The organism is Actinomyces sp. Z16, assembly GCF_003111765.1.
GTDB lineage: Bacteria > Actinomycetota > Actinomycetes > Actinomycetales > Actinomycetaceae > Actinomyces > Actinomyces glycerinitolerans.
The window spans coordinates 2,097,198-2,117,877 of sequence record NZ_CP027862.1 but is presented as its reverse complement, the minus strand read 5'-3'; the positions used below and the strand labels follow the sequence as shown (position 1 = coordinate 2,117,877).

The window sequence follows — 20,680 nt, the reverse complement described above, 5'->3', positions numbered from 1 at the left end:
CGAGCTCGAAGTGCTCGCGGCGTCGGACGGCCGACATGGCATTCATTCGGCATCTCCCGTAAGGGTGCGCAGGTAGGCGCGGCCCTTATCCGTCAGAACGTATCTCTGCGCTTTGCTGCGGGGCTTGTCCGGCAGGGTCATGGCGATCAGCCCACGATTCAGCAGTGGAACGACGTGCCGCGCGTAGTTCTGTGACAGGGGCCTAAGGCCAGCGGCTTCCAGGAGCGTGTTCCGGTGAACCGGCCCATTCGCTGCCGCGCGCATCATTGCCACATCATACCTACCGTCATATCTATCGTCATTGCTATGTGTGTAGGCATGTTCTGAGCTGATCTGGTCCTCAGTCTCCGGCTCGTGGGCACTGCGTACTTCGTGCGATCCGGCGTGTGCGGCGGCCGCATGCCGCGGGTCATGGCTGGGGATCTGGATGATGACCCGTACGCGGTCCTGGACCTCCTCAATAACGGGCTCGGGCAGACCGGCCTCGGCCACCTGCTCGAAGACGCGCTGGACACCGGTACCCCACTGTTCCATGATCCCGGCCTCGCGGAAGATACGCGCGAGGGCGGGGTTACGCAGGCGGGACACACGCCGCATAGAGTCGATGGTCATGCCCGGCAGCAGCAGGCCGGGGCTGTCAACCTGGATGCGGTCGTCGTAGAAGCCGATGCGGATGGGGGTTCCGCGTTCTGTGTAGGAGGCGTGGACGAGGGCGTTGACGATCACTTCGCGGATCGGCTCGATGGGGATCGAGTAGACATCCCGGCGCCGGACCTCGCCGAAGACCGCGGTCTTGTAGGCGTGCTTGAGTAGGAAGTCCACGGCGGGGTCGACGGCCAGCGCCATGGGGCCATGGATCTCGGTCTGGTCGAAGATGTCGGTGCCGTGCGGGCCGCGCAGGCGCCCGCACTGGACCCAGGCGGAGGGCAGGAAGCGCGTAGGGTCGGGGCAGGCGGCGAGGACGCCCGCATTGGTGGGGACGATCTGGTCACCCTGTTTGGCAGCGAGACCGAGTGCCAGGAGGTCGTCGACGGACGTGTCGCGTCCGCGCAGATCGGAAAGGACCTGCAGATCCAGGTCTTCCAGTGTGGCGCGCGGTTCGGGAAGGTCTTCGAAGGCGATACCGCTGGCGTTGCGTTCAAGCTCGGCCACCAGCGCCGGGTCCGCCTGCCGAGTGGTGGAGCCGAGGCGCACGTAGACGCCGGCCTCGGCGCCCTGGTGGGTGATGTAGTGAGGTCGGCGAGTACTGAGCGGCACGTCAACAACGAGCACCGTCTTGTCTGCCAGCGTCACCAGATCGATCGCGGGGACCAACTGAGGTGAGATCCGGTCATCAATGAGGCTGGCGATGCGCTCCTCCTCGGCGAGCGGGTCCTCGACGCCAACCACCGTGCCATCGTCCGCGACTCCGATGACCAGCCGCCCGCCCGCGGAGTTCGCGAAGGCAACAATCGTCCGCAGTGGCCCGTCGGGTGAAGACAGATCGCGCTTGAGCTCAAGCGTCTTTCCTTCATTAATGACGACTCGGCCTTCGGGTCCGAGAGTTAGAAGTTCGGTCATCGCTTACATCCTGCCCCTCACATACTCGTGCGCGCGGAGATCGCTACTCACCAAATCACCACTCGCTTCGCACCTCCCGACCGTGGGCATCACTGCCGCTGAGCGACGGAGCAACCCTAGCGGATCCGGGCCGAGCCGTTGGGTGCGCCACAACAACCGACCTCGGCACGTAAGATCAACCGACCTCGGCACGTAAGATCAACCGACCTCGGTGGTGGGGATGACACCGTTCAGCGCGAACGCGGCCTGTACCGTCCGGGTCCGGCCGGTAGCATGGGCTTCAAGATGACGAATTCGCCCATCACACCAGTAGCCGCGACCGCGGCGACCACCTCCGCCTCAGCTGGTACAACCAGCACACCCGCCAATGCGGCCGGTGCCGCCCCGGCCGACGTCACGCGCACCCTGACCCTGCCCGATGACCTCGCCCCCGTCGCCCTGCTCGGCGCCCGCGACGAGGTGCTGCGCGCCGTCGAACGCGGCTTCCCCGACGTGTCCGTGTACGTGCGCGGCACCACCGTCACCGTCACCGGCCCCGCCGCCCGCGTCGACGTCGTGATCGTCCTGCTGTCCGAACTGATCGACATCGCCCGCGCCGGTACTCCCCTGACCGCCGACGCCGTCGACCGCGCCATCGGCCTGCTGGACGCCTCCGCCCGCCCCGCCGAGGTCCTCACCGACGAGGTACTGACCACCCACGGCCGCTCCATCCGCCCCAAGTCACTCGGTCAGAAGGCCTATACCGACGCCATCGAGAACTCCACCATCACCTTCGGCATCGGCCCGGCCGGCACCGGCAAGACCTACCTGGCCATGGCCAAGGCCGTCGATGCCCTCGCCCGCAAGCAGGTCTCCCGCATCATCCTCACCCGCCCGGCCGTGGAGGCGGGGGAGAACCTCGGCTTCCTGCCCGGCACCCTCACCGACAAGATCGACCCCTATCTGCGGCCCCTGTACGACGCCCTGCATGACATGCTCGACGCCGAGGCCCTGCCGCAGCTGATCGCCGCCGGCACCATCGAGGTGGCCCCGCTGGCCTACATGCGCGGGCGCACCCTGAATGACGCCTTCATCATCCTGGACGAGGCCCAGAACACCAGCCCCGAGCAGATGAAGATGTTCCTCACCCGCCTCGGCTTCGGCTCCAAGATGGTGATCACCGGAGACATCTCCCAGATCGACCTGCCCGGTGGGCGCCCCTCCGGGCTGCGGGTGGTGCGCCGCATCCTCGACGGCCTGGAGGACATCAGCTTCTGCGAGCTGACCGCCGCCGACGTGGTGCGGCACCGGCTGGTCGGCCAGATCGTCGACGCCTACGCCCGCTATGACGCCGAGCGCGCCGAACCGGCCGGTCGCCCCGGCCGCGGCGGCGAGCCGGCCCCCCAACGTGGCGGCGCCCGCCGCCGAACCCCCTCCGAATTCCGAGACAGGAACCGCCCATGACCACCGAGGTCATCAACGAGACCACCACCCCCATCGACGCCACCGAGTTCACCGCCCTGGCCGACTACGTGCTGGCCGCCATGCACGTGAGCCCCATGGCAGAGCTGAACATCCTGTTCATCGAGCCCGAGCCCATGGCCGAGCTGCACGAGCGCTGGCTTGACCTGGAGGGCCCCACGGACGTGATGAGCTTCCCCATGGATGAGCTGCGCCCCGGCACCGCGGAGAATGAGACGCCGCCCGGCACCCTGGGCGACGTGGTGCTGTGCCCGCAGGTGGCCGCGAAGCAGGCGCTCGAGGCGGGCCACAGCGCCGTGGAGGAGATGCTGCTGCTGACCGTGCACGGCATCTTGCACCTACTCGGCTACGACCACGCCGAGCCGGAGGAGAAGGAGGAGATGTTCGCCCTCCAGCGCACCCTCCTGCTGACCTTCCTGGCGGAGCGCGGCAAGTGACCGCCGCCCCCACCGCCCCGCTGCTGTTCGTGGCGGTGGTCGTGCTCGGCTTCGGAATGGTGCTCTCGGCGGGGGAGGGGGCGCTGAGCCGCATGACCCGGGCCGCCGCCGAGGACCTGGTCGAGGACGGCCGCCGCGGGGCCGGCCGCGTGGCCGCCCTGACCGCTAAGCGCGAGCAGGTGCTGGGAACCCTCGCCGTCCTGCGCGCCGGCGTCGACATGCTGGTGGCGGTCCTGGTCACCCTGGGCGTGGCCGGGCGCTTCGAGCAGTGGTGGCAGGCGCTCCTCGTGGCCGTGGCCGTCAGCCTGGTGCTGCTGGGTTTGCTCGTGGGCGTGTCCCCGCGCTCGGCCGGCCGCCGCAACCCCGCCGGCACGCTCCTGGCACTGGCCGGCATTCTGGAGCGGGTCGACGCTCTGGGGGCGCCCTGGCGCTGGTTCCAGTCCCGCTTCGGCCGCGCCTCCACCCGCACCGACGCCGAGGCTCGCGCCGAGGTGACCGAGGACCTGCGCGAGATGATCGACGAGATCGGCGACTCGGAGACCATCGAGGATGAGGACCGCGAGATGCTGCGTAGCGTGGTCGAGCTCGGCCAGACGCTCGTACGTGAGGTCATGGTCCCCCGTACCGACATGGTCACCATTGACGAGGACAAGCCCGCCTCCGCCGCCATGCGCCTGTTCGTCCGCTCCGGCTACTCGCGCGTGCCCGTGATCGGGGAGGACGCCGACGACGTGCGCGGCATCCTCTACCTCAAGGACGTGCTGCGGCGCCTGTCCGACCACCCCGAGCACGGGGAGCGGCCGGTGGTGTCCTTCGTGCGTGAGGCCGTGTACGTGCCCGAGACCAAGCTCGCCGACGACCTGCTGCGCGAGATGCAGCTGGGGCACTTCCACATCGCCCTGGCGGTGGACGAGTACGGCGGCATCGCCGGCCTGGTCACCATGGAGGATCTGCTGGAGGAGGTCGTGGGGGAACTCACCGACGAGCACGACCACGCCGAGCCCGTGGCCGAGGACCTCGGCGATGGCACCTTCCGCGTGCCCGTGCGCCTGGGCCTGGACGCCCTCGGCGAGCTCTTCGACCTGGAGATCGAGGACGACGACGTCGACACCGCCGGCGGCCTGCTCACCAAGGCCATCGGCCGGGTACCACTGCCCGGGGCCAGCGGCGACGTGCAGGGCATCCGCCTGGTGGCCGAGGAGGCCACCGGTAGACGCCGCCAGGTCGCCACCCTGCTAGCCTCCCGCATCGACGCCGTCGGGCCGCCCGCGCCGCCCGACGGCCCCGCGGCCGCTGCTTCCCCCAACGATCACGCCGACGACGGCGACAACCCCAACGACGACTGAGGACCTAGGACCCCCGATGACCAGTGCCACCGACGCCGACGGCTTCCCCATCTTGCCCGACGAACCGGACGCGGACGACCCCACCCGCGCATCCATAACCGTCCCCGACTACCCGGAGGACTTCCGCGCCGGCTTCGTCTGCCTGCTCGGCCGCCCCAACACCGGCAAGTCCACCCTGACCAACGCGCTGGTGGGCCAAAAGATCGCCATCACCTCAGGCCGCCCCGAAACCACCCGCCACAACGTGCGCGGCGTCGTCAGCCGGCCCGACTCCCAGCTGGTGCTGGTGGACACCCCCGGCTTCCACCGCCCCCGCACCCTGCTCGGCCAACGCCTGAACGACCTCGTTCGCGACACGCTCACGGGCGTGGACGTGATCGCCTTCTGCATACCCGCCGGCGACAAGATCGGCCCCGGCGACCGGCTCATCGCCCGGGAACTGGCCGACCTGGGCAAGCCCGTCGTCGCCGTCGTCACCAAAACCGACACCGTCTCCCGCGCCAAGCTGGCCGAGCAGCTGCTCGCCGTCGACCAGCTCGGACAGTGGGCGGACATCGTGCCCGTCTCCGCACTCAAGGGGGACCAGGTCGACGTCCTGGAGGAAGTCCTCACCTCCCACCTGCCGGCATCCCCGCCGCTGTACCCCACCGACTCCGTCACCGACGAGCCCCAGGCCGTCATGGTCGGCGAGCTCGTTCGCGAGGCCGCCCTGGAGCGGCTGCGTGACGAGCTGCCGCACTCCCTGGCCGTCGTCGTCGACGAGATCGTTGACCCCAAGACCCAGGACGCGGGCCGCGTCAAGGGCACCGGCAACCGGCTGCAGGTGCGCGTCAGTCTGCTGGTGGAGCGCGACTCCCAGAAGGCCATTGTGATCGGTCGGGGCGGCGCCAACCTCAAGGCCATCGGCTCCGAGGCCCGCCGCGGCATCCAGGAGCTGCTGGGCCGCAAGGTCTACCTCGACCTGCACGTGCGCACCGTCAAGGACTGGCAGTCCGATCCGAAGGCCCTCGCCAGGCTCGGATTCTGAAGGCCCACCCGCCCATGTCCCCGCTGTCCCAACCACCCGACGACCGATCCGGCGGGGGTGCGGCTCCGCGCCCCAAAACCGCGTCGCCGCGCCGGAGACGCACCCGGCCGGTCTCGCCGCGTCGGGCCCGCCCCAAAGCCCAGCCCGCACGCATCACCGCCGCCGAACTGCGCTCCGGCTGGGCATGGCTGCGTGAATTTCCCCGCCGCGCCTGGGCGCTGCTGTCCCGGCTGTGGCGCACCGAGCGGCGCCGCACTCTGATCGTGCTGGCGGCCGCCGTCGGTGTAGCGGTGCTCCTCGGGTGGCTCGGCACCGGCGGCCGGGAGATCTGGGAAATCATGCTGACCGTCGGCCTGGGCGCCCTCGTGCTCGCGGTCTCCACCGACCACCGCACCATCGGCGGCGTGGTGGTCGCCGTCCTCGGCCTCAGCCTGATCGGCACCTTCGCCGGCCCCCGCTGGAACCCCCAGCCGCTGACCGACTCGCTGGCCCCATCCACCACCGACACCAGCATCGGCGGGACCGTTGCCACCGCCGCCGTCGGCACCTACGAGGTGGAGACCACCACCATCACCATCACCCAGGCCGACGGCGAGGAGGTGCCCGCACTGCTACGCCGTCCCGTAGGCGTTGAGGAGGACACGCCCGGCGTCGTCTTCATGCACGGCGCGGGCACCCACTCCATCTGGGGTTTCACCGAACAGGCCGAGGCCCTCACCTCCACCGGCGTCACCACGCTCGTGCCCTCCAAACCCATGGAGAACTACTCCGCAACCGACCGGGACTACCTGTCCATGGCCGCCGATTATCAGCGCAGTCTCGACTACCTGGTCGCCCTGGACGGCGTGGACAGCGACGACGTCGGCATCTACGGAGAGTCCGAGGGCGCCATCCCCGGGGTGGTGCTGACTGCGGAGGACGACCGCGTCGCCTTCCTCATTCTGGCCAGCGCCCCCGTGGTGCGGCTGCGCGAGCAGGCCGCGCTGGCCGTGGACAGCTATATGCGCAACGTCGGCGTGCCGCAGGCCATGCTCGACCTGATTCCGCGCGTGCTCGGCAGCGCGGAGATCCCCGGCGGCGGCTTCGAGTACGCCGACTTCGACTCCGTGTCCTACCTGGAGACCATCACCGTTCCCATCCTCATGATGTACGGCACCGCCGACGCCTCCATGCCCCTGGTGCAGGGCCCCAGCACCGTGTGGGAGGCACTGCAGGCCGCCGACAACGACCAGCTCACCGTCCGCTACTACGACGGCGCCAACCACGGTCTCAAGCTCGGCATCACCACCGACGGTTCTCTCGCCCCGGGGGTCACCCGTGACCTGTCGCGCTGGGTCAATGGCCTGCCCGACACGGCCGCCGCCGTCCCGCACGTCGCCGGCGCCACCCCCACCCAGGCCTATTGGGCGCAGCGGCCCGCCTCCACCCGCTGGTACGCCTCCGGAGACCTCATGCTGGCCACATTCGTCATCGGCTTCGGACTGATGGTGGCGGCGGGGCTGGGCTGGCTGCTCGGACAGGGGCCGCGGCTGCGGGGCCGGCGCGGCCTGCACCTGCCGGACCCGATCGGCCGTTGGGCCGTGTCCCTGAGCGTGAGTGTCAGCGTCGCCTGGGCGCTGTACATCGTCTACATCCTCGGCGTGGCGTCCCTGGCCACCAGCTACCACACCAACTACCTGTTCTCCTACGGCGGCTGGGTGGTGGTCCAGCTGGTTGCGGTGGTAGCCGTGGTTATCCTGGTCAAACTGACCTACCGCGCCCGGCTCATGCGCGCCGCCGCCCACGCGGCCAACCGGGAGCGCGGCGAGAAGGGCCGCTGGCTCACCGTCCCCGCGGCCGCGGTGCTCTCGGCGGTCGTGATCGGTGCGGCCACGTTGCTGGTTGCGATCGCCTACTGGGGCCTGTTCCCCATGCTGGTGTGAGTCATCGGGAGGGTGAAGGCAGGCCGTGAGAGCCCTGAACTTGATCGCCGTCGCGTGTCGGCTGCACCGCCCGGGGCTGGTATTGACCCCGTCGGTGCGCTCGTTCGCGCTCGCGCTGGTGTTCGTGCTCGTCTGGACCGCCACCCGGAGCGCGGTAACCGTTACCGGCAGCCTCGCCCGGTCGCTGACCGTGGCGGGTCTCGGGGTGTTGGTCGCGGCGGCGAACGCCTCGGCGCTGCTGCGGGACCTCGATGTCGCCCTACGTGGGGCGCTGCGCTACTACGGATTCGGGTCGGCGGATTTCCTCATGCTGTACGCGTTCGCGTCCCTGCCGCTGACGGCGTTGGAAGCCGCGTGCGGAATGCTCGCACTGGAATTCCCGGGCTGGTCCGACGCGCGCCGCTTCGGGCTGCTGTTGGCGGCGTGGACGGCGGCGACGGCGCTGGTGACGGCGGCAGCGGAGCGGCTCCGGGGTGTCGATATCGTGGGGGAACTGCCCGTGCCGAGAGCCGGCGCAGGACGTGGCACCGACACGACAGACATGGAAAACGTGGGAGTGCGTCGTACTAGCGCGGTGCGCGGCGCTCCAATGGCATCGAACGCTCGGCTGCGGTGTCGCCTCCCGCTGGGAGCCCGGCTGCGGCGCCGTCTCCCGGCGCTGGGTTTCGCCTACCTCCGCTCCGCCTCACGGTGGCCGGTGCTTGCCGCAGCCGCCGAGGGCGTGCTGATCGCGTACGTGCTGGGGCGACTGGACCAACCTCTCTCCGCGGGGGTGTATGTGGCGGGCGCCTATCTGGCGGCGACCGTCATCTGTGTTCTGTCGGAGGTTGATGACACCGCTGCCGCCCGGTTCGCCAGGAGTCGCTACGGTGTTGCCGACGCGGAGCTGCGGCGAGTCAAGCTCGCGTTGACGCTGCCGCTGCTGCTTGCCGAATGCCTGATGACGATACTGTCCGGCGTCTGGGCCGGTGCTCGTATCGACGGTGCCGCCGTGGTGGCCTGCCTGGTCTATCTGCCCCTGCTGGCCGCTGTGCTGGCCGACGCGGCCACCGCCTACACCCGGCGGCATCGGATGCTGCCCGCCGCGGAGCTGGGCGGGGCACTGCTCGCACTGGTTCCGGGTCTGCCCCTCGCGGTGCTCCCGGCCGCCGCCCACCTACTTCGCAGGAGGACTCGTGCTCGAAGTCATTGACGCGCAGCGCCGTTACCGAGGAGGTCGCGGCACCGGGCCGGTTAGCCTGACGGTAAGCGCGGGGGAGGTGCTCGGCGTTGTCGGACCCAATGGTGCCGGCAAGACCACCCTCTTCGACGCGTTGTGCGGGGTGAGCGACCTCCAGGCCGGTACCGTCCGGCTGGACGGCCGCCACCTGGGCCGTCGCCTGCCCGCTGTACTGTGTGGCTTCCTGCCCGAGCAAAGCAGGCTGTTCCCACAGCTCACCGCCCGGCAGGCCTGCCGTTTCGAGGCCGCGATGCGCCGCCTGGAGGTGGACGAGGCCGCGCTGGGGGAGCACCTGACCCGTTTCGGCTGCGCCAGCTTCGGCGACACCGAGGTGCGCCACCTGTCGCAGGGGATGACCCGGCGCCTGGGGATCGCCTGCGCCTTCCTCGGCTCCCCACGAGTGGTGGTGCTGGACGAGCCGCTGAACGGACTCGATGTGGAGGGCGTGCTGCTGTTCAGACGCGCCCTGGCCGACTACCTGGACGGCGGCGGCATCGCCCTGATGTCCAGCCATATCCTCAGCGTGCTCGACGAGGTCTGCGAGCGGGTAGTCCTGCTCAAGGACGGGCTGGTGGCCGCCACCGTGGACGTGCGTGCCGGCGGCGCCGAGCGGGCCTACCTGGACGTCTTCGGCGTCGTCGGCGGGTCCGGCGGGTCATAGGGCCAAGTGAAACCGCCTATCGTGGCGTCCCGATCCGTAGGGCGGCGATGAACTCCTGGTAGAGACCGTCGCGCTCCAACAGTTCCGCGTGCGTGCCCTCATCGCGCACCCTTCCGTCCTCCAGGACGATGATGCGGTCGGCGTCGATGACGGTGGATAGGCGGTGGGCGATGGTGACCACGGTCCCCGCCTGCGCCAGTCGTAGGATCGCCCTTTGGATCGCGGCCTCGCTGATACCGTCCAACTGGGCGGTGGCCTCATCGAGGAGTACCAAGTCGGGGGAACGCAGCAGAGCGCGCGCAATGGCGAGCCGCTGCCTCTCCCCACCGGACAGGCTGGTGGCGGCCACCTGCGCGTCGATTCCCTCGGGCAACTGACGCACGCGGTCCGCCAGGCCGACTGCGTCGAGCGCCTGCCACACCTCCGTATCGTCGGCGTCCGGATGCCGGTAGTGAACGTTGTCCCGGATGGTGCCCGGAATGACCGGTGTCTCCTGCTCCACATAGGAGATCCGCGAGCGGACCTGATCGATGCTGAGACGGTTGTAGGGGACGCCGTCGAGCTCAAGGCTTCCGGAAGTCGGTTCAAGGAAGCGCAGGAGCAGGGAGAACACCGTCGTCTTGCCTGCACCGGAGGGCCCCACCAGGGCCACGTGGCCGGTGCGGGGGATCTCCAGGCTCACTCCGCTCAGGGCCGGCTGCTTCGCGTCGGCGTACTGGGCGACGACGTCTCGCAGTGCGATCCGGGGCGAGTCTTCCGCATTGGCGACGTCGTCGGCGCCGCCCGGAACCGCGTGCAAATCCTCGAGCTCAAGATGCTGGGTCTCACGAATGCGTCCGGCCGCCGCAATGCCGGACTGCAGCTGGGTGAAGGCCGTGGTCAGGTTTCCGATCGGAGTCACGAGGTTGAAGGCGTACAGCAGGAACGCGACGAGCGTGGAGACGGCCAGTGCCCCGGTACTCACCCGCCAGGCTCCGAAACCGAGGATGGCGATGATCCCCAACTGCAGTCCGCCGCCGGCGACTACCCCGGTCATGGCCGAGATCCACACCGAGCGGACCGCGAACTTGGCCGCGGTCTGCGCCCGGTCCTGCGAGGCGGCTACTTCCCGGTCCTCCGCGCGCGAGGCCTTGACGGTGCGCAGGGCGCGCATGCCCGACTCGAGCGAGCCGCCGAGCTCGCCCAGCGAGTCCTGGGCGCGCTTGTCCGCCTCGCCGATCATGGGCATCAGGACGATCAAGGGGACGGCGATGACCATGAGAGTGATGAGCGTGGCGATGAGCAGGGGCACGTCGAGGACCACCATGAGTGTGATGGTGCCGACCAGAGCCACCGCTCCGTCCACCAGCTGAGTGATGGAACTGGTGGTCGCCTCCCGCAGCAGCACCGTGTCGCTGGTGACGCGGGTGACCAGTTCGCCGGTACGGATGCGCTGTACCTGCTGCAGTTTGGCGCGGAAGAACCGGTTGATGAGGGAGCGGCGCGCATCCAACACGATGTTCTCCGCCAACTGCCCCAGCACCACGAACTGCGCGAAGCTTGCAATCGCCCCCACTACGAACAAACCCACCAGCAGCCCCACCGGCTGCAGCAGGTCGACGCCCGTTCCCAGGGTGTCCAGGACCCACTTGGTCACCATGGGGGTGGCCAGCGAGCTGGCAGTTCCCGCCAGTCCGAGCACGACCCCGATGGCCAGCACCTTCCGGTGCGGCTTGATGTACTCCCACAGGACGCGTATGCGCTCCCTGTTCTCCTCGCGCGTTGCCATGAGGTCAATGAAAGCTCAAGTCTCATGGGGCGCAGGTGAGGTTAGCCCAACAGCTGAATGCCTCATCGACCGGCTTCGGCGAGGGCGGGCGCCCGGAGCGCCTCGGCTCAGGTTAGGGGCGGGAACTCCTCCAGGGAGAACACCGATTCCACGGGCACGTCGAAGTAGCGGGCGATGCGCAGCGCCAGATACAGCGACGGGGCGTACTCGCCGCGCTCCAGATAGCCGACCGTCTGGTAGTGGACGCCGAGCGCCTCCGCCAACTCCCGTCGGCTGACCCTGCGGTCCGCGCGCAGCACGGCGATCCGGTTGTGAACGACCTCTCCGGACATCTCACAGCCCAGTCTGCGAGCGGATCGTTGACTGGGTGCGGTTCAGGCCGCCGATCGTCTCCTTGCGGAAGCTGCGGCGAATCACCGGCGGCACCAGCGCGAAGCCGACGACGACCCAGGCCAGCAGCACCCCGAAGCCCAACGCCGGGTGGAAGCTGCCACCGATCTCCCACGACGGGTCGCCCACGAGCGCCCAGCGGGTCAGGTGCCCGGACCAGTAGGTCGGCAGCACCATTTGAATGCCCTGTACCCAGCCCGGTAGTGCGGAGGTCGGGTAGCAGCAACCGGCCAAGAACAGCGCGAGGCAGATCACCATGTTCACCATGTAACTGTAAACGCCGCGGATGAACACGCTGAGGAAGAACCCGAGTGGCGCGCACGCCAGCGAGGCCAGCGCGGCAATAAGCAGGCAGAGCAGCGCCGTCCCGGTGGCGGGCATAGCGACATCAATCAAGAGGACAGTCCCCAGAAGGATCATCGCCTGCATGATGAAAACCAGCACCACGGTGGAAAGCGTCTTGCCGATCGCCCAGGTGAGCGGTCCGTGCGGGAGGATACGCACCCGCAGCAGTGCGCCACCGATGCGGTCGGTATAGGTCTCCGCGCCTATCTGCATCATGATGAGACTGGCGAAGCCGCCGACGCAGCTGGCCGCGAGCATGGTGCCGAAGGCGCTGGAAGACCCGAAACCTTGGAGCGGACCGTCGCTTATCCGGGAGACGACCAATATGGCGGCCACGGTAAGCACAATTGACGCCGCGCCGGCTCCCATGATGTTCGGGCGCAGGTCACCATAGGCCTGACGCGCCGCCGCGCGTAGTACGGACAGGGGTAGAGATCGAGTGGGGGTCATGGCCGGGGTTCCTTGGTGCTAGGGGTGGTTGCCGGATCGCTCCGGACGGCCAGGTGATCTGTGCTGCTTCGCTCGGCCTCCGCGGGCTGGGAGACCAGGGCGAGGTAGGCCTCTTCCAAGGTGGGGCGGGTGACCGTCAACCCGCTGATCGCGTCCAGGTCCAGCTTCTGTAGAAAGCGCTCGGGGTTGGAGGTGGCATGCACATGGCGTACGCCGTCCTGCATCCAGGTCACCTCCGCCTCGCTGCTGATCCGCTCGCGCAGTTCGGCCACGGTGCCGTCGGCGATGATCCGTCCCGCCGCCATGATGACCACGCGCGAGGCCAGGCGCTCGGCCTCGGAAAGGTCATGGGTGGTCATCAGCACGGTAGCGCGGTCGTCGACGCGCTCCATAATCAGATCGTGCAGGCGCGCCTTGGAGGAGGGGTCCAGACCCGTCGTCGGCTCATCAAGAATCAGCAGCTCCGGGCGCCCCAGCAGCGCCGCCGCGAAATCAAGCGTGCGGCGCTGCCCTCCCGAGAGCCGGGACAGACGCGAGTTGGACTTGTCAGCCAGACCCACGGCGTCGAGCACCTCGGCCATCGTGGCCACCCGCGCCGATGCGGTCAGCTGCATGGAACGGATCCACTCCAGCTGATCCTTCACCCGCCACTTGGCGTGATCGGTCCAGTTCTGCTGCACCAGCCCGATCCGCGCCCAGAATGCGGCGCCTGCGCGGCGCGGATCGGTGCCGAATACGCGGACGCTGCCCGCGTGCGGGCGCAGTGAGCCCAGCAGGTTCTCCACCAACGTGGTCTTGCCGACGCCGTTGGGGCCGAGCAGGCAGACCACCTCGCCCGGCTGGACCGTGAGGCTGACGTCGTGCAGCACGGGGTTCTTGCCGTAGGCGAAGTCGACGCCGCGGGTCGTAATCGCGGGCGGTGCAGGGGACATGACCGCTCCTTCCTGATAGGTACGCTATCGATCGTAGCAGACCTACTACATAATGCGTGTAGTGATGACGATTGCTGTGGCTGCAAGTCGCGAAATCCGTCCGTCGTCGCGCCGTCCACACTGTGACCTGGCGTGGCGGAGCAGCGGATTCGCGGTACGGTGTCCCCGTGCGCGCGACCTCCGTCCGGGAGCGGAACCTCCTGCTTAGTCGCCGCGGCGGGGCCTGACCAGGCCGGCACCCCGACCGCGGCTTACTTCGCGTAGCCAGCCACCCCGGCGCGCCGGGCACCGGCGCCGGGAACCAAGCACACCTGCTCAGGAGAACCAGACCCATGCGTACCGCCCGCCCCGCCCCGCAACAGCCCTCCGGCATGCCCTTCACCAAGTACCGGCCGTTCCTCGACACCGTCGACGCCTCCCTGCCGGACCGCACCTGGCCTAACAACCGCATCACCCACGCCCCCCGCTGGCTGAGCACCGATCTGCGCGACGGCAACCAGTCCCTCATCGAGCCCATGGGCCCCGCCGCCAAGCGCGCCATCTTCGACCTGCTGGTGCGCATGGGCTTCAAGGAGATCGAGGTCGGCTTCCCCGCCGCCTCCCAGACCGACTACGACTTCGTGCGCTCCCTGGTGGAGGACGACGCCATCCCCGAGGACGTCACCATCTCGGTGCTGACCCAGTCCCGCGAGGACCTGATCGACCGCACCCTGGACGCCTGCGTGGGCGCCCCGCGCGCCACCGTCCACCTGTACAACGCCCTGTCCCCGCTGTTCCGCGAGGTCGTCTTCCGCATGGGCAAGGACGACATCCGCGAACTCGCCGTCGAGGGCACCCGCCAGGTAATGGCACGGGCCGAGAAGGTGCTCACCGATGACACCATCTTCGGCTACGAGTACTCCCCGGAGATCTTCGTGGACACCGAGCGCGAGTACTCGCTGGAGGTGTGCGAGGCCGTCATGGGCGTGTGGCAGCCCGAGGGCGACCGCGAAATCATCCTCAACCTGCCCGCCACCGTCGAGCGCGCCACCCCCAATGTCTACGCCGACCAGATCGAGTGGATGAGCCGCAACCTCTCCCACCGCGACGCCGTGTGCCTGTCCATCCACAACCACAACGACCGCGGCTCCGGCATCGCCGCCGCCGAACTGGGCATGCTCGCCGGGGCCGACCGCGTGGAGGGCTGCCTGTTCGGCCACGGCGAGCGCACTGGCAACGTCGACCTGGTCACCCTGGCCCTGAACCTGTTCAGCCAGGGCATCGACCCCATGCTCGACCTGTCCGACATCGACGAGGTGCGCCGCGTCGTCGAGCACTCCACCCAGATGGATGTGCCCCCGCGCACCCCCTACGCCGGCGAGCTCGTCTACACCTCCTTCTCCGGCTCCCACCAGGACGCCATCAAGAAGGGCTTCGCGGCCCGCGCCGAGAAGGTCGCCGCCAAGACCGCCGAGGGCATGAGCCAGGCCGAGGCCGAGGTGGCCGTGCCCTGGTCCATGCCCTACCTGCCCATCGACCCGCACGACGTCGGCCGCTCCTACGAGGCCGTGGTGCGGGTGAACTCCCAGTCCGGCAAGGGCGGGGTGTCCTACCTGCTGCGCACCACCCACAACCTCGACCTGCCCCGTCGTCTGCAGATCGAGTTCTCCAACATCGTCCAGCACCACACCGACACCTTCGGCGGCGAGGTCGACGCCGACGAGCTGTGGTCGATCTTCGCCGACGAGTACCTGCCGGCCGCGGCCGCCCCCGGCGCCGACCTGCCCGCCTGGGGCCGCTACAGCCTCAAGGGGGCGACCCTTACGGCAGTCGGCGACGACGAGTCCATCCTCACCGTCACCATCTCCGACGGCGACGAGCGCAAGCTGCTCACGGCCTCCGGCTCCGGCCCGCTGGACGCATTCGTCACCGCCCTGGAGCAGACCGGCATCGAGGTGCGCATCCTCGACTACGCCGAGCACGCCCTGAGTGAGGGGCGTGACGCCCGCGCCGCCTGCTACGTCGAGTGCGAGGTCGGCGGCCAGGTGCTGTGGGGCGTCGGCATCGACCCCTCCATCACCACCGCCTCCTTCAAGGCCGTGATCTCCGCCGTCAACCGCGCCATGCGCTGACGGAGGCGCCGTTTGGGGGAGAGGCTCTACCGGGACGAGGCCATCGTCCTGCGCACCTACAAACTGGGCGAGGCCGACCGCATCATCGTCATGCTCACCCGCGCCCACGGGCAGGTGCGCGCCGTCGCCAAGGGGGTGCGCCGCACCACCTCCCGCTTCGGCGCGCGTCTGGAGCCCTTCTCCATGATCGACGTGCAGATGCACGCCGGCCGCAGCCTGGACGTGGTCACCCAGGTGGAGACCATCGCCCCCTTCGGCCGCAGCATCGCCGCCGACTACGCGATGTTCACCTGCGCCGAGACCATGGCGGAGACCGCCGAGCGCCTCACGCAGGACGACGGCGACCTGGGCACCAGCGACTCCCCCCAGCAGTTCCTGCTGCTGTACGGCGCGCTGTCCGCGCTGGCGCGACGCCGTCACGCCCCCGGTCTGGTACTCGACTCCTATCTGCTGCGGGCCCTGGCCCTGGCCGGCTGGGCGCCCTCCTGCTACGACTGCGCCCGCTGCGGCGCCCCCGGCCCGCATACCGCCTTCCACGTGCAGGCCGGCGGCGCCGTCTGCTCCGGCTGCCGACCCGCCGGCGCCGTCGACGTCGAACCGGGCGCCATGGCGCTGCTCGGTGCCCTGCTCTCGGGAAACTGGGAGCTGGCCGACGCCTCGAGCCCGCGCGAGCGTGCCCAAGCGTCCGGGTGCGTGTCCGCCTACCTGACCTGGCACCTGGAACGGCGCCTGCGCTCCCTCTCCCTAGTAGAAAGGGCCTGACATGCCCGACGCCACAGGCTCAGCATCCGCCGACGGGACCGGCACGGATCCGCGCCCGCTCGACGTCGTCCCCCTCCACCGCGGGGGGCTCACCCCGCCGGCGCTCGACCCGGCGGCCGTGCCCGCACACGTCGCCTGCGTCATGGACGGCAACGGCCGCTGGGCCAACGCGCGCGGCCTGCCCCGCACCGAGGGCCACCGGGTGGGGGAGTCGACCATGATGGACGTGATCGCCGGCGCCGTCGAACTGGGGGTCAAGGAGCTGAGCGTGTACGCCTTCTCCACCGAGAACTGGAAGCGCTCACCCGCGGAGGTGCGCTTCCTCATGGGCTTCACCCGCTCGGTGCTGCGCGCCCAGACCGACGACCTGCTGGCCTGGGGCGTGCGCGTGAACTGGGTGGGGCGCGAGCCGCGGCTGTGGAAGTCGGTGCTCAAGGAGGTGCGCCGCTCCGAGCGCATCACCGCCGACAACGACACCATGGTGCTGAACATGTGCCTGAACTACGGCGGCCGGGCCGAAATCGCCGACGCCGCGCGCGCCATGGCCCAGGACGTGGAGGCCGGGCGGCTGCGGGCGGCGTCGATCAACGAGAAGACCGTGCAGCGCTACCTGTACTCGCCGCACATGCGGGATGTGGACCTGCTGATCCGCACCGGCGGGGAGCAGCGCACCAGCAACTTCCTGATGTGGTCCTCGGCCTATGCGGAGCTGTACTTCTCCGACCTGCCCTGGCCCGAGTTCGACCGCACCGAACTGTGGCGCGCCTGCGAGGCCTACGCGCACCGTGAGCGGCGCTTCGGCGGCGCCGTCGACCGGGTGACGTCCCGGTCCTGAACCCGGCGACGCCACTTCAACCGATCTCGGTGCGTAAGATCTACCGACCTCGCGAGCAGACGGGGCACAGGCCGAAGAACTCCACGGTGTGCTCCATGTCCGTATAGCCCTGCTCGGCGGAGACCCGGCGAATCCACTCCTCCAGCTCGCCGCCGGCCACCTCCACGGTGCGCCCGCACGAGCGGCACACGATGTGGTGGTGGTGCTCGGGCCGCTCGCACTCCCGGTACAGGACCTCGCCGTCGGCGCTGCGGATCTGGTCGACCTCGCCGGCCTCGGCCATGGCGGTCAGGTTGCGGTAGACGGTCGCCAACCCCACCTTCGTGCCCTCCGCCTGCAAGGCCGCGTGAATCTGCTGGGCGGAGCGGAACTCGTCGGTGCGCGCCAGCATGTCGGCCACCGCGGCCCGCTGCCAGGTGGCGCGGTGGCGTGGGGAACTGCCGTTACCGGCGGACGTGTTCATGCTCATGCGGGCACCTCCTGCTCGCTGCGGTTGCGTTGGGCAATGCTGCCGCGCATGTCACCGGCCTCCGGACGGCGCCCGCGCCTGGCGCGGACGGTGCGCACCAGACCGCTGACCAGGGCGACGACGGCGTAGGTGCACACCAGCAGCACCACGATCATGGCGCCCGGCGAGGCCGCCAGGAAGTAGGTGATGGTCAGCCCGATCACGCAGGCGGCCACGCCGATCGCCATGGCCAGGTGCATGGTGCGGCCGAAGGAGTAGGAGACCAGCTGGGCGATGGCCACCGGCACGATCATGACCGCCGACACCAGCAGTGCTCCGACCACGCGCATGGACACCGATACGGTCAGCGCCGCCACCACCGCGACCGTCACGTTCAACACCCCAGTGGGCAGCCCGATCGAGCGCGCGAACTCCTCATCGTGACAAAGCGCGAACAGCGGCCCGCGCAGGCCGATCCCCACGGCCAGCACGATGACGGCGAGCACCACCGTGAACCGAGTGTCCGAGGCCGACACGGTGGCGATCGAGCCGAACAGGTAGCTGGTCAGATTCGTCGTCGTGCCCCCGGCCAGCTTGATGAGGATCACGCCGCCGGCGATGCCGCCGTAGAACAGGATCGCCAGGGCCACGTCCCCGCGGGTGCGCCCCCGGGCGCGAATCACCTCGATCAGCACCGCCCCGAGCACGGAGGCGACGATCGCCCCGGGGATCGCCCAGGCGTCGTGCGGGGTGACGTTGGCGGCCGCCCCGGCGATCCAGCCCAGCGCCACGCCGGTCAGGGCGATGTGGCCGATGCCGTCGCCCAGCAGCGCCAGCCCCCGCTGCACCAGGTAGGTGCCCACCACCGGGGCCGACAGGCCGACCAGCACCGCGACGATATAGGCCCGCTGCATGAGCGGGCTGGCGAGCATGTCGCCCAGCGCTGCTGCGAGCGCGCTCATTTGACGCCTCCCGCCTGACGCACGGAGGTGGTCAGTACCGGGGCGTGGTGAATGGCCGGCTCGGTGCTGCCGTGGGCGTGCTCGTGCTCACAGTCATCCAGGCGGTCGTGCCCGAGCTCGTCGTGACGGGCGTGATCGTGGGCCAGTGCCTGCTTCGGCCCGTCGAATGCCACCCGCCCCTCGTCCAGGACCACAGTCCGCTCGACGACGTCGGCCAGTTCGCCCATCTCGTGCAGGACGGTCAACAGTGTCAGTCCCTGCGCGCGCAAACCGGCCAGAGTGGTGGCCAGTGCCTCCCGGGAGGCCCGGTCGATGCCCGCCAGCGGCTCATCCAACAGCAGCAGCTCGGGGGAGCGCACCAGGGCCCGCGCGATCAGCACGCGCTGGGACTGGCCCCCGGAGAAGATCTGCACGTGGTCCTGGGCCCGGTCCGCCAGGTCGACGGCGTCCAAGGCCTCCAGGGCCCGCTGTCGGGCGGTGCGACCACGGTCGGCGAAGGGATGCCCGGGGGAGAGCAGCCCGGAGCGGACCACCTCCAGTGCCGTGGCCGGCACACCCGAGGCCACCCCGACCCGCTGCGGTACGTATCCGACCCGTTCCCAGGGCACCGTGCGGCGGTCGGTGACGTCGTGGCCGAACAGGTGTACCGCTCCCGAGCGGATCGGCAGCAGGCCGAGAATCGTCTTGACCAGCGTGGACTTGCCCGAGCCATTGGCGCCCAACAGGGCGACGGATTCGCCGCCGCGCACGGTCAGGTCGACGGCGTCCAGGATCAGACTGGAGCCGAGGACCACGGAGACGTCGGCCACTTCGATCGGTGGGATGCTCGCCCGCGCAGGCGCTGAGGTTGGGGTCATGGGGTCCTTTTGAGGCAAGTCGAGTCAAGAATGTCGATGATGGGAATCGTACTCACTCGCAGGCCAGCGCGGTGCGCAACGCCTGCAGGTTCGCGGACATGGCGTCAGCGTAGTCCCCGGACTCGGGTGCGGACTCGAGCGGGTTGAGCACGGCGGTAGTGGCGCCGGTCTCCGCCGCCAGTGCCTCGGCGGTCTTGGGGGAGACCAGTTCTTCGGTGAAGATCGTCGTGGTCCCGGTCTCCTGCACGACCTGCTTGACGGTGGCGAGCTCGGCGGGGCTGGGCTCGGACTCCGGGTCGATGCCGGACACGGAGGCCTGTGTGAGTCCGTAGCGTTCGGCCAGGTAGCCGAAGGCGGCGTGGGAGGTGACGAAGGTGCTGCGCTCACACTGGGCGAGCCCGGTGGAGTAGTCGTTGTCCAGGCCGTCAAGGGTCTCGGTAAGAGCTGCGAGGTTGGCCTCGAAGTCGGCCGCGTGGTCCGGGTCGGCCTGCGCCAGGGCGGTCTCGATCGCCTGGGCGGCCGACCGCATTCTTACCGGGTCGAGCCAGAAGTGCGGGTCGGTGGTTGCCGCGTCCGCGCCGTCGTCGGCTTGCGTGGACTCGTGGGCGTCGTCGGCCTCGTCGTCGTGCTCCACGCCGTCGTGGGGGACCAGGTCGACCGCCTCGGACAGATCCACGACGGTGGGGCCGGCGACCTCTGCCAGGGCGTCGTCCAGTGAGGGCTGGAATCCGGGAACGTAGGCGACCAGGTCCGTGCTCGACAGGGCGGTGACATCCTTGGGGGCGAGCTCGTAGTCGTGGGGCTCCACGTTGGTGGGCGTGATGGAGGTGACGGTCACGTTGTCGCCGCCGATCGCCTCGGCCAGGTACTGGATCGGGTAGAAGGATGCCGCCACGGACAGCGTGTCCCCGGCCGCGTCGTCGTCGGTGGAATCGGCGGAGCAGGCGGTCAGTGACAGGCCCGTGAGCCCGAGCGCGACCGTGGAGAGGGCGGCCAGGGTGCGGCGGGCGCGCGGGCGGCGGCGCGGGCGCAAAGAAACGTTCATGGGAACCATTCTCAGTTACTTGTGGGGCGGGCGTCAAATCCGACCCGTGACGCCCCTTAGACTGAGCCCGTTCGTCCGGGCGACCGCGTGCGGGGCGCGGACGGCAGCTGACGAGAGCACATAACAGGACCTACGGAGAAAC

The 20,680-nt window shown here is 69.5% G+C and carries 19 protein-coding genes; 10 read left to right on the top strand and 9 right to left on the bottom strand.

The features are described 5' to 3' along the window. Positions 1-42: 42 nt before the first annotated feature. Complete coding sequence (locus C3B71_RS08770; protein WP_108967456.1) at positions 43-1,560, bottom strand: AlbA family DNA-binding domain-containing protein; 1,518 nt, start codon at positions 1,558-1,560, stop codon at positions 43-45. 285 nt (positions 1,561-1,845) lie between these two features. Here C3B71_RS08770 and C3B71_RS08765 point away from each other — a divergent pair, with 285 nt between their 5' ends. From C3B71_RS08765 to C3B71_RS08740, 7 genes are read left to right on the top strand one after another with little or no spacing between them, the layout of a single operon-like run. After that, positions 1,846-3,003 carry a PhoH family protein gene (locus C3B71_RS08765; protein ID WP_108969741.1) on the top strand — a complete coding sequence of 386 codons (1,158 nt, stop codon included), beginning with the start codon at positions 1,846-1,848 and terminating at the stop codon, positions 3,001-3,003. Next, a complete protein-coding gene (ybeY, locus tag C3B71_RS08760) occupies positions 3,000-3,458 on the top strand; it encodes an rRNA maturation RNase YbeY (protein ID WP_073331540.1) in 459 nt (152 codons plus the stop codon). Before C3B71_RS08765 ends, ybeY begins: the two co-directional genes overlap by 4 nt. Beyond that, complete coding sequence (locus C3B71_RS08755; RefSeq protein ID WP_108967454.1) at positions 3,455-4,804, top strand: hemolysin family protein; 1,350 nt, start codon at positions 3,455-3,457, stop codon at positions 4,802-4,804. Before ybeY ends, C3B71_RS08755 begins: the two co-directional genes overlap by 4 nt. A gap of 16 nt (positions 4,805-4,820) precedes the next feature. Then, positions 4,821-5,831, top strand: a complete 1,011-nt coding sequence (gene era, locus C3B71_RS08750) for a GTPase Era (RefSeq protein WP_108967452.1) — start codon at positions 4,821-4,823, stop codon at positions 5,829-5,831. 14 nt (positions 5,832-5,845) lie between these two features. After that, entirely contained in the window at positions 5,846-7,753 is a 1,908-nt protein-coding gene (locus C3B71_RS16700; protein ID WP_258522936.1) for an alpha/beta hydrolase family protein, read from the top strand. Between the two features lie 25 nt (positions 7,754-7,778). Then, complete coding sequence (locus tag C3B71_RS15900) at positions 7,779-8,945, top strand: hypothetical protein (RefSeq protein WP_159097667.1); 1,167 nt, start codon at positions 7,779-7,781, stop codon at positions 8,943-8,945. Continuing rightward, positions 8,929-9,633, top strand: a complete 705-nt coding sequence (locus C3B71_RS08740; RefSeq protein WP_159097666.1) for an ABC transporter ATP-binding protein — start codon at positions 8,929-8,931, stop codon at positions 9,631-9,633. The genes C3B71_RS15900 and C3B71_RS08740 overlap by 17 nt, the downstream gene beginning before the upstream one ends. Positions 9,634-9,649: 16 nt before the next feature. On the opposite strand, the gene C3B71_RS08735 is transcribed toward C3B71_RS08740, so the two are convergent. The 4 genes from C3B71_RS08735 to C3B71_RS08720 all read right to left on the bottom strand — a co-directional run bounded on the left by C3B71_RS08735 (position 9,650) and on the right by C3B71_RS08720 (position 13,518). Further along, the gene (locus C3B71_RS08735) at positions 9,650-11,401 is read right to left on the bottom strand and encodes an ABC transporter ATP-binding protein (RefSeq protein WP_108967446.1); all 1,752 of its coding nucleotides are present in this window, start codon (positions 11,399-11,401) and stop codon (positions 9,650-9,652) included. A 107-nt stretch (positions 11,402-11,508) separates the two neighbouring features. Beyond that, a complete protein-coding gene (locus C3B71_RS08730) occupies positions 11,509-11,733 on the bottom strand; it encodes a helix-turn-helix transcriptional regulator (RefSeq protein ID WP_073331552.1) in 225 nt (74 codons plus the stop codon). A gap of 1 nt (position 11,734) precedes the next feature. Beyond that, the gene (locus C3B71_RS08725; protein WP_073331555.1) at positions 11,735-12,586 is read right to left on the bottom strand and encodes an ABC transporter permease; all 852 of its coding nucleotides are present in this window, start codon (positions 12,584-12,586) and stop codon (positions 11,735-11,737) included. Beyond that, positions 12,583-13,518 (bottom strand): ABC transporter ATP-binding protein, encoded by a 936-nt coding sequence (locus C3B71_RS08720; protein WP_108967444.1) that lies wholly within the window; start codon positions 13,516-13,518, stop codon positions 12,583-12,585. Before C3B71_RS08720 ends, C3B71_RS08725 begins: the two co-directional genes overlap by 4 nt. Before the next feature lie 332 nt (positions 13,519-13,850). On the opposite strand from C3B71_RS08720, the gene leuA reads away from it, so the two are divergent. From leuA to uppS, 3 genes are read left to right on the top strand one after another with little or no spacing between them, the layout of a single operon-like run. After that, the gene (gene leuA, locus C3B71_RS08715; protein WP_108967442.1) at positions 13,851-15,629 is read left to right on the top strand and encodes a 2-isopropylmalate synthase; all 1,779 of its coding nucleotides are present in this window, start codon (positions 13,851-13,853) and stop codon (positions 15,627-15,629) included. A 12-nt stretch (positions 15,630-15,641) separates the two neighbouring features. Beyond that, complete coding sequence (recO, locus tag C3B71_RS08710) at positions 15,642-16,391, top strand: DNA repair protein RecO (RefSeq protein WP_108967439.1); 750 nt, start codon at positions 15,642-15,644, stop codon at positions 16,389-16,391. A gap of 1 nt (position 16,392) precedes the next feature. Further along, positions 16,393-17,226 carry a polyprenyl diphosphate synthase gene (uppS, locus tag C3B71_RS08705; protein WP_108967437.1) on the top strand — a complete coding sequence of 278 codons (834 nt, stop codon included), beginning with the start codon at positions 16,393-16,395 and terminating at the stop codon, positions 17,224-17,226. A gap of 40 nt (positions 17,227-17,266) precedes the next feature. Here the strand turns inward: uppS and C3B71_RS08700 are convergent, their stop codons facing one another. Genes C3B71_RS08700 through C3B71_RS08685 form a run of 4 tightly spaced genes read right to left on the bottom strand, consistent with a single transcriptional unit; the run spans position 17,267 to position 20,547 of the window. Continuing rightward, positions 17,267-17,695 (bottom strand): Fur family transcriptional regulator, encoded by a 429-nt coding sequence (locus tag C3B71_RS08700; RefSeq protein ID WP_108967434.1) that lies wholly within the window; start codon positions 17,693-17,695, stop codon positions 17,267-17,269. Next, the gene (locus tag C3B71_RS08695) at positions 17,692-18,636 is read right to left on the bottom strand and encodes a metal ABC transporter permease (RefSeq protein ID WP_108967432.1); all 945 of its coding nucleotides are present in this window, start codon (positions 18,634-18,636) and stop codon (positions 17,692-17,694) included. Before C3B71_RS08695 ends, C3B71_RS08700 begins: the two co-directional genes overlap by 4 nt. After that, entirely contained in the window at positions 18,633-19,493 is an 861-nt protein-coding gene (locus tag C3B71_RS08690; protein WP_073331567.1) for a metal ABC transporter ATP-binding protein, read from the bottom strand. The genes C3B71_RS08695 and C3B71_RS08690 overlap by 4 nt, the downstream gene beginning before the upstream one ends. Positions 19,494-19,545: 52 nt before the next feature. Continuing rightward, positions 19,546-20,547 (bottom strand): metal ABC transporter substrate-binding protein, encoded by a 1,002-nt coding sequence (locus tag C3B71_RS08685; protein WP_396027144.1) that lies wholly within the window; start codon positions 20,545-20,547, stop codon positions 19,546-19,548. Between the last annotated feature and the right edge of the window lie 133 nt (positions 20,548-20,680).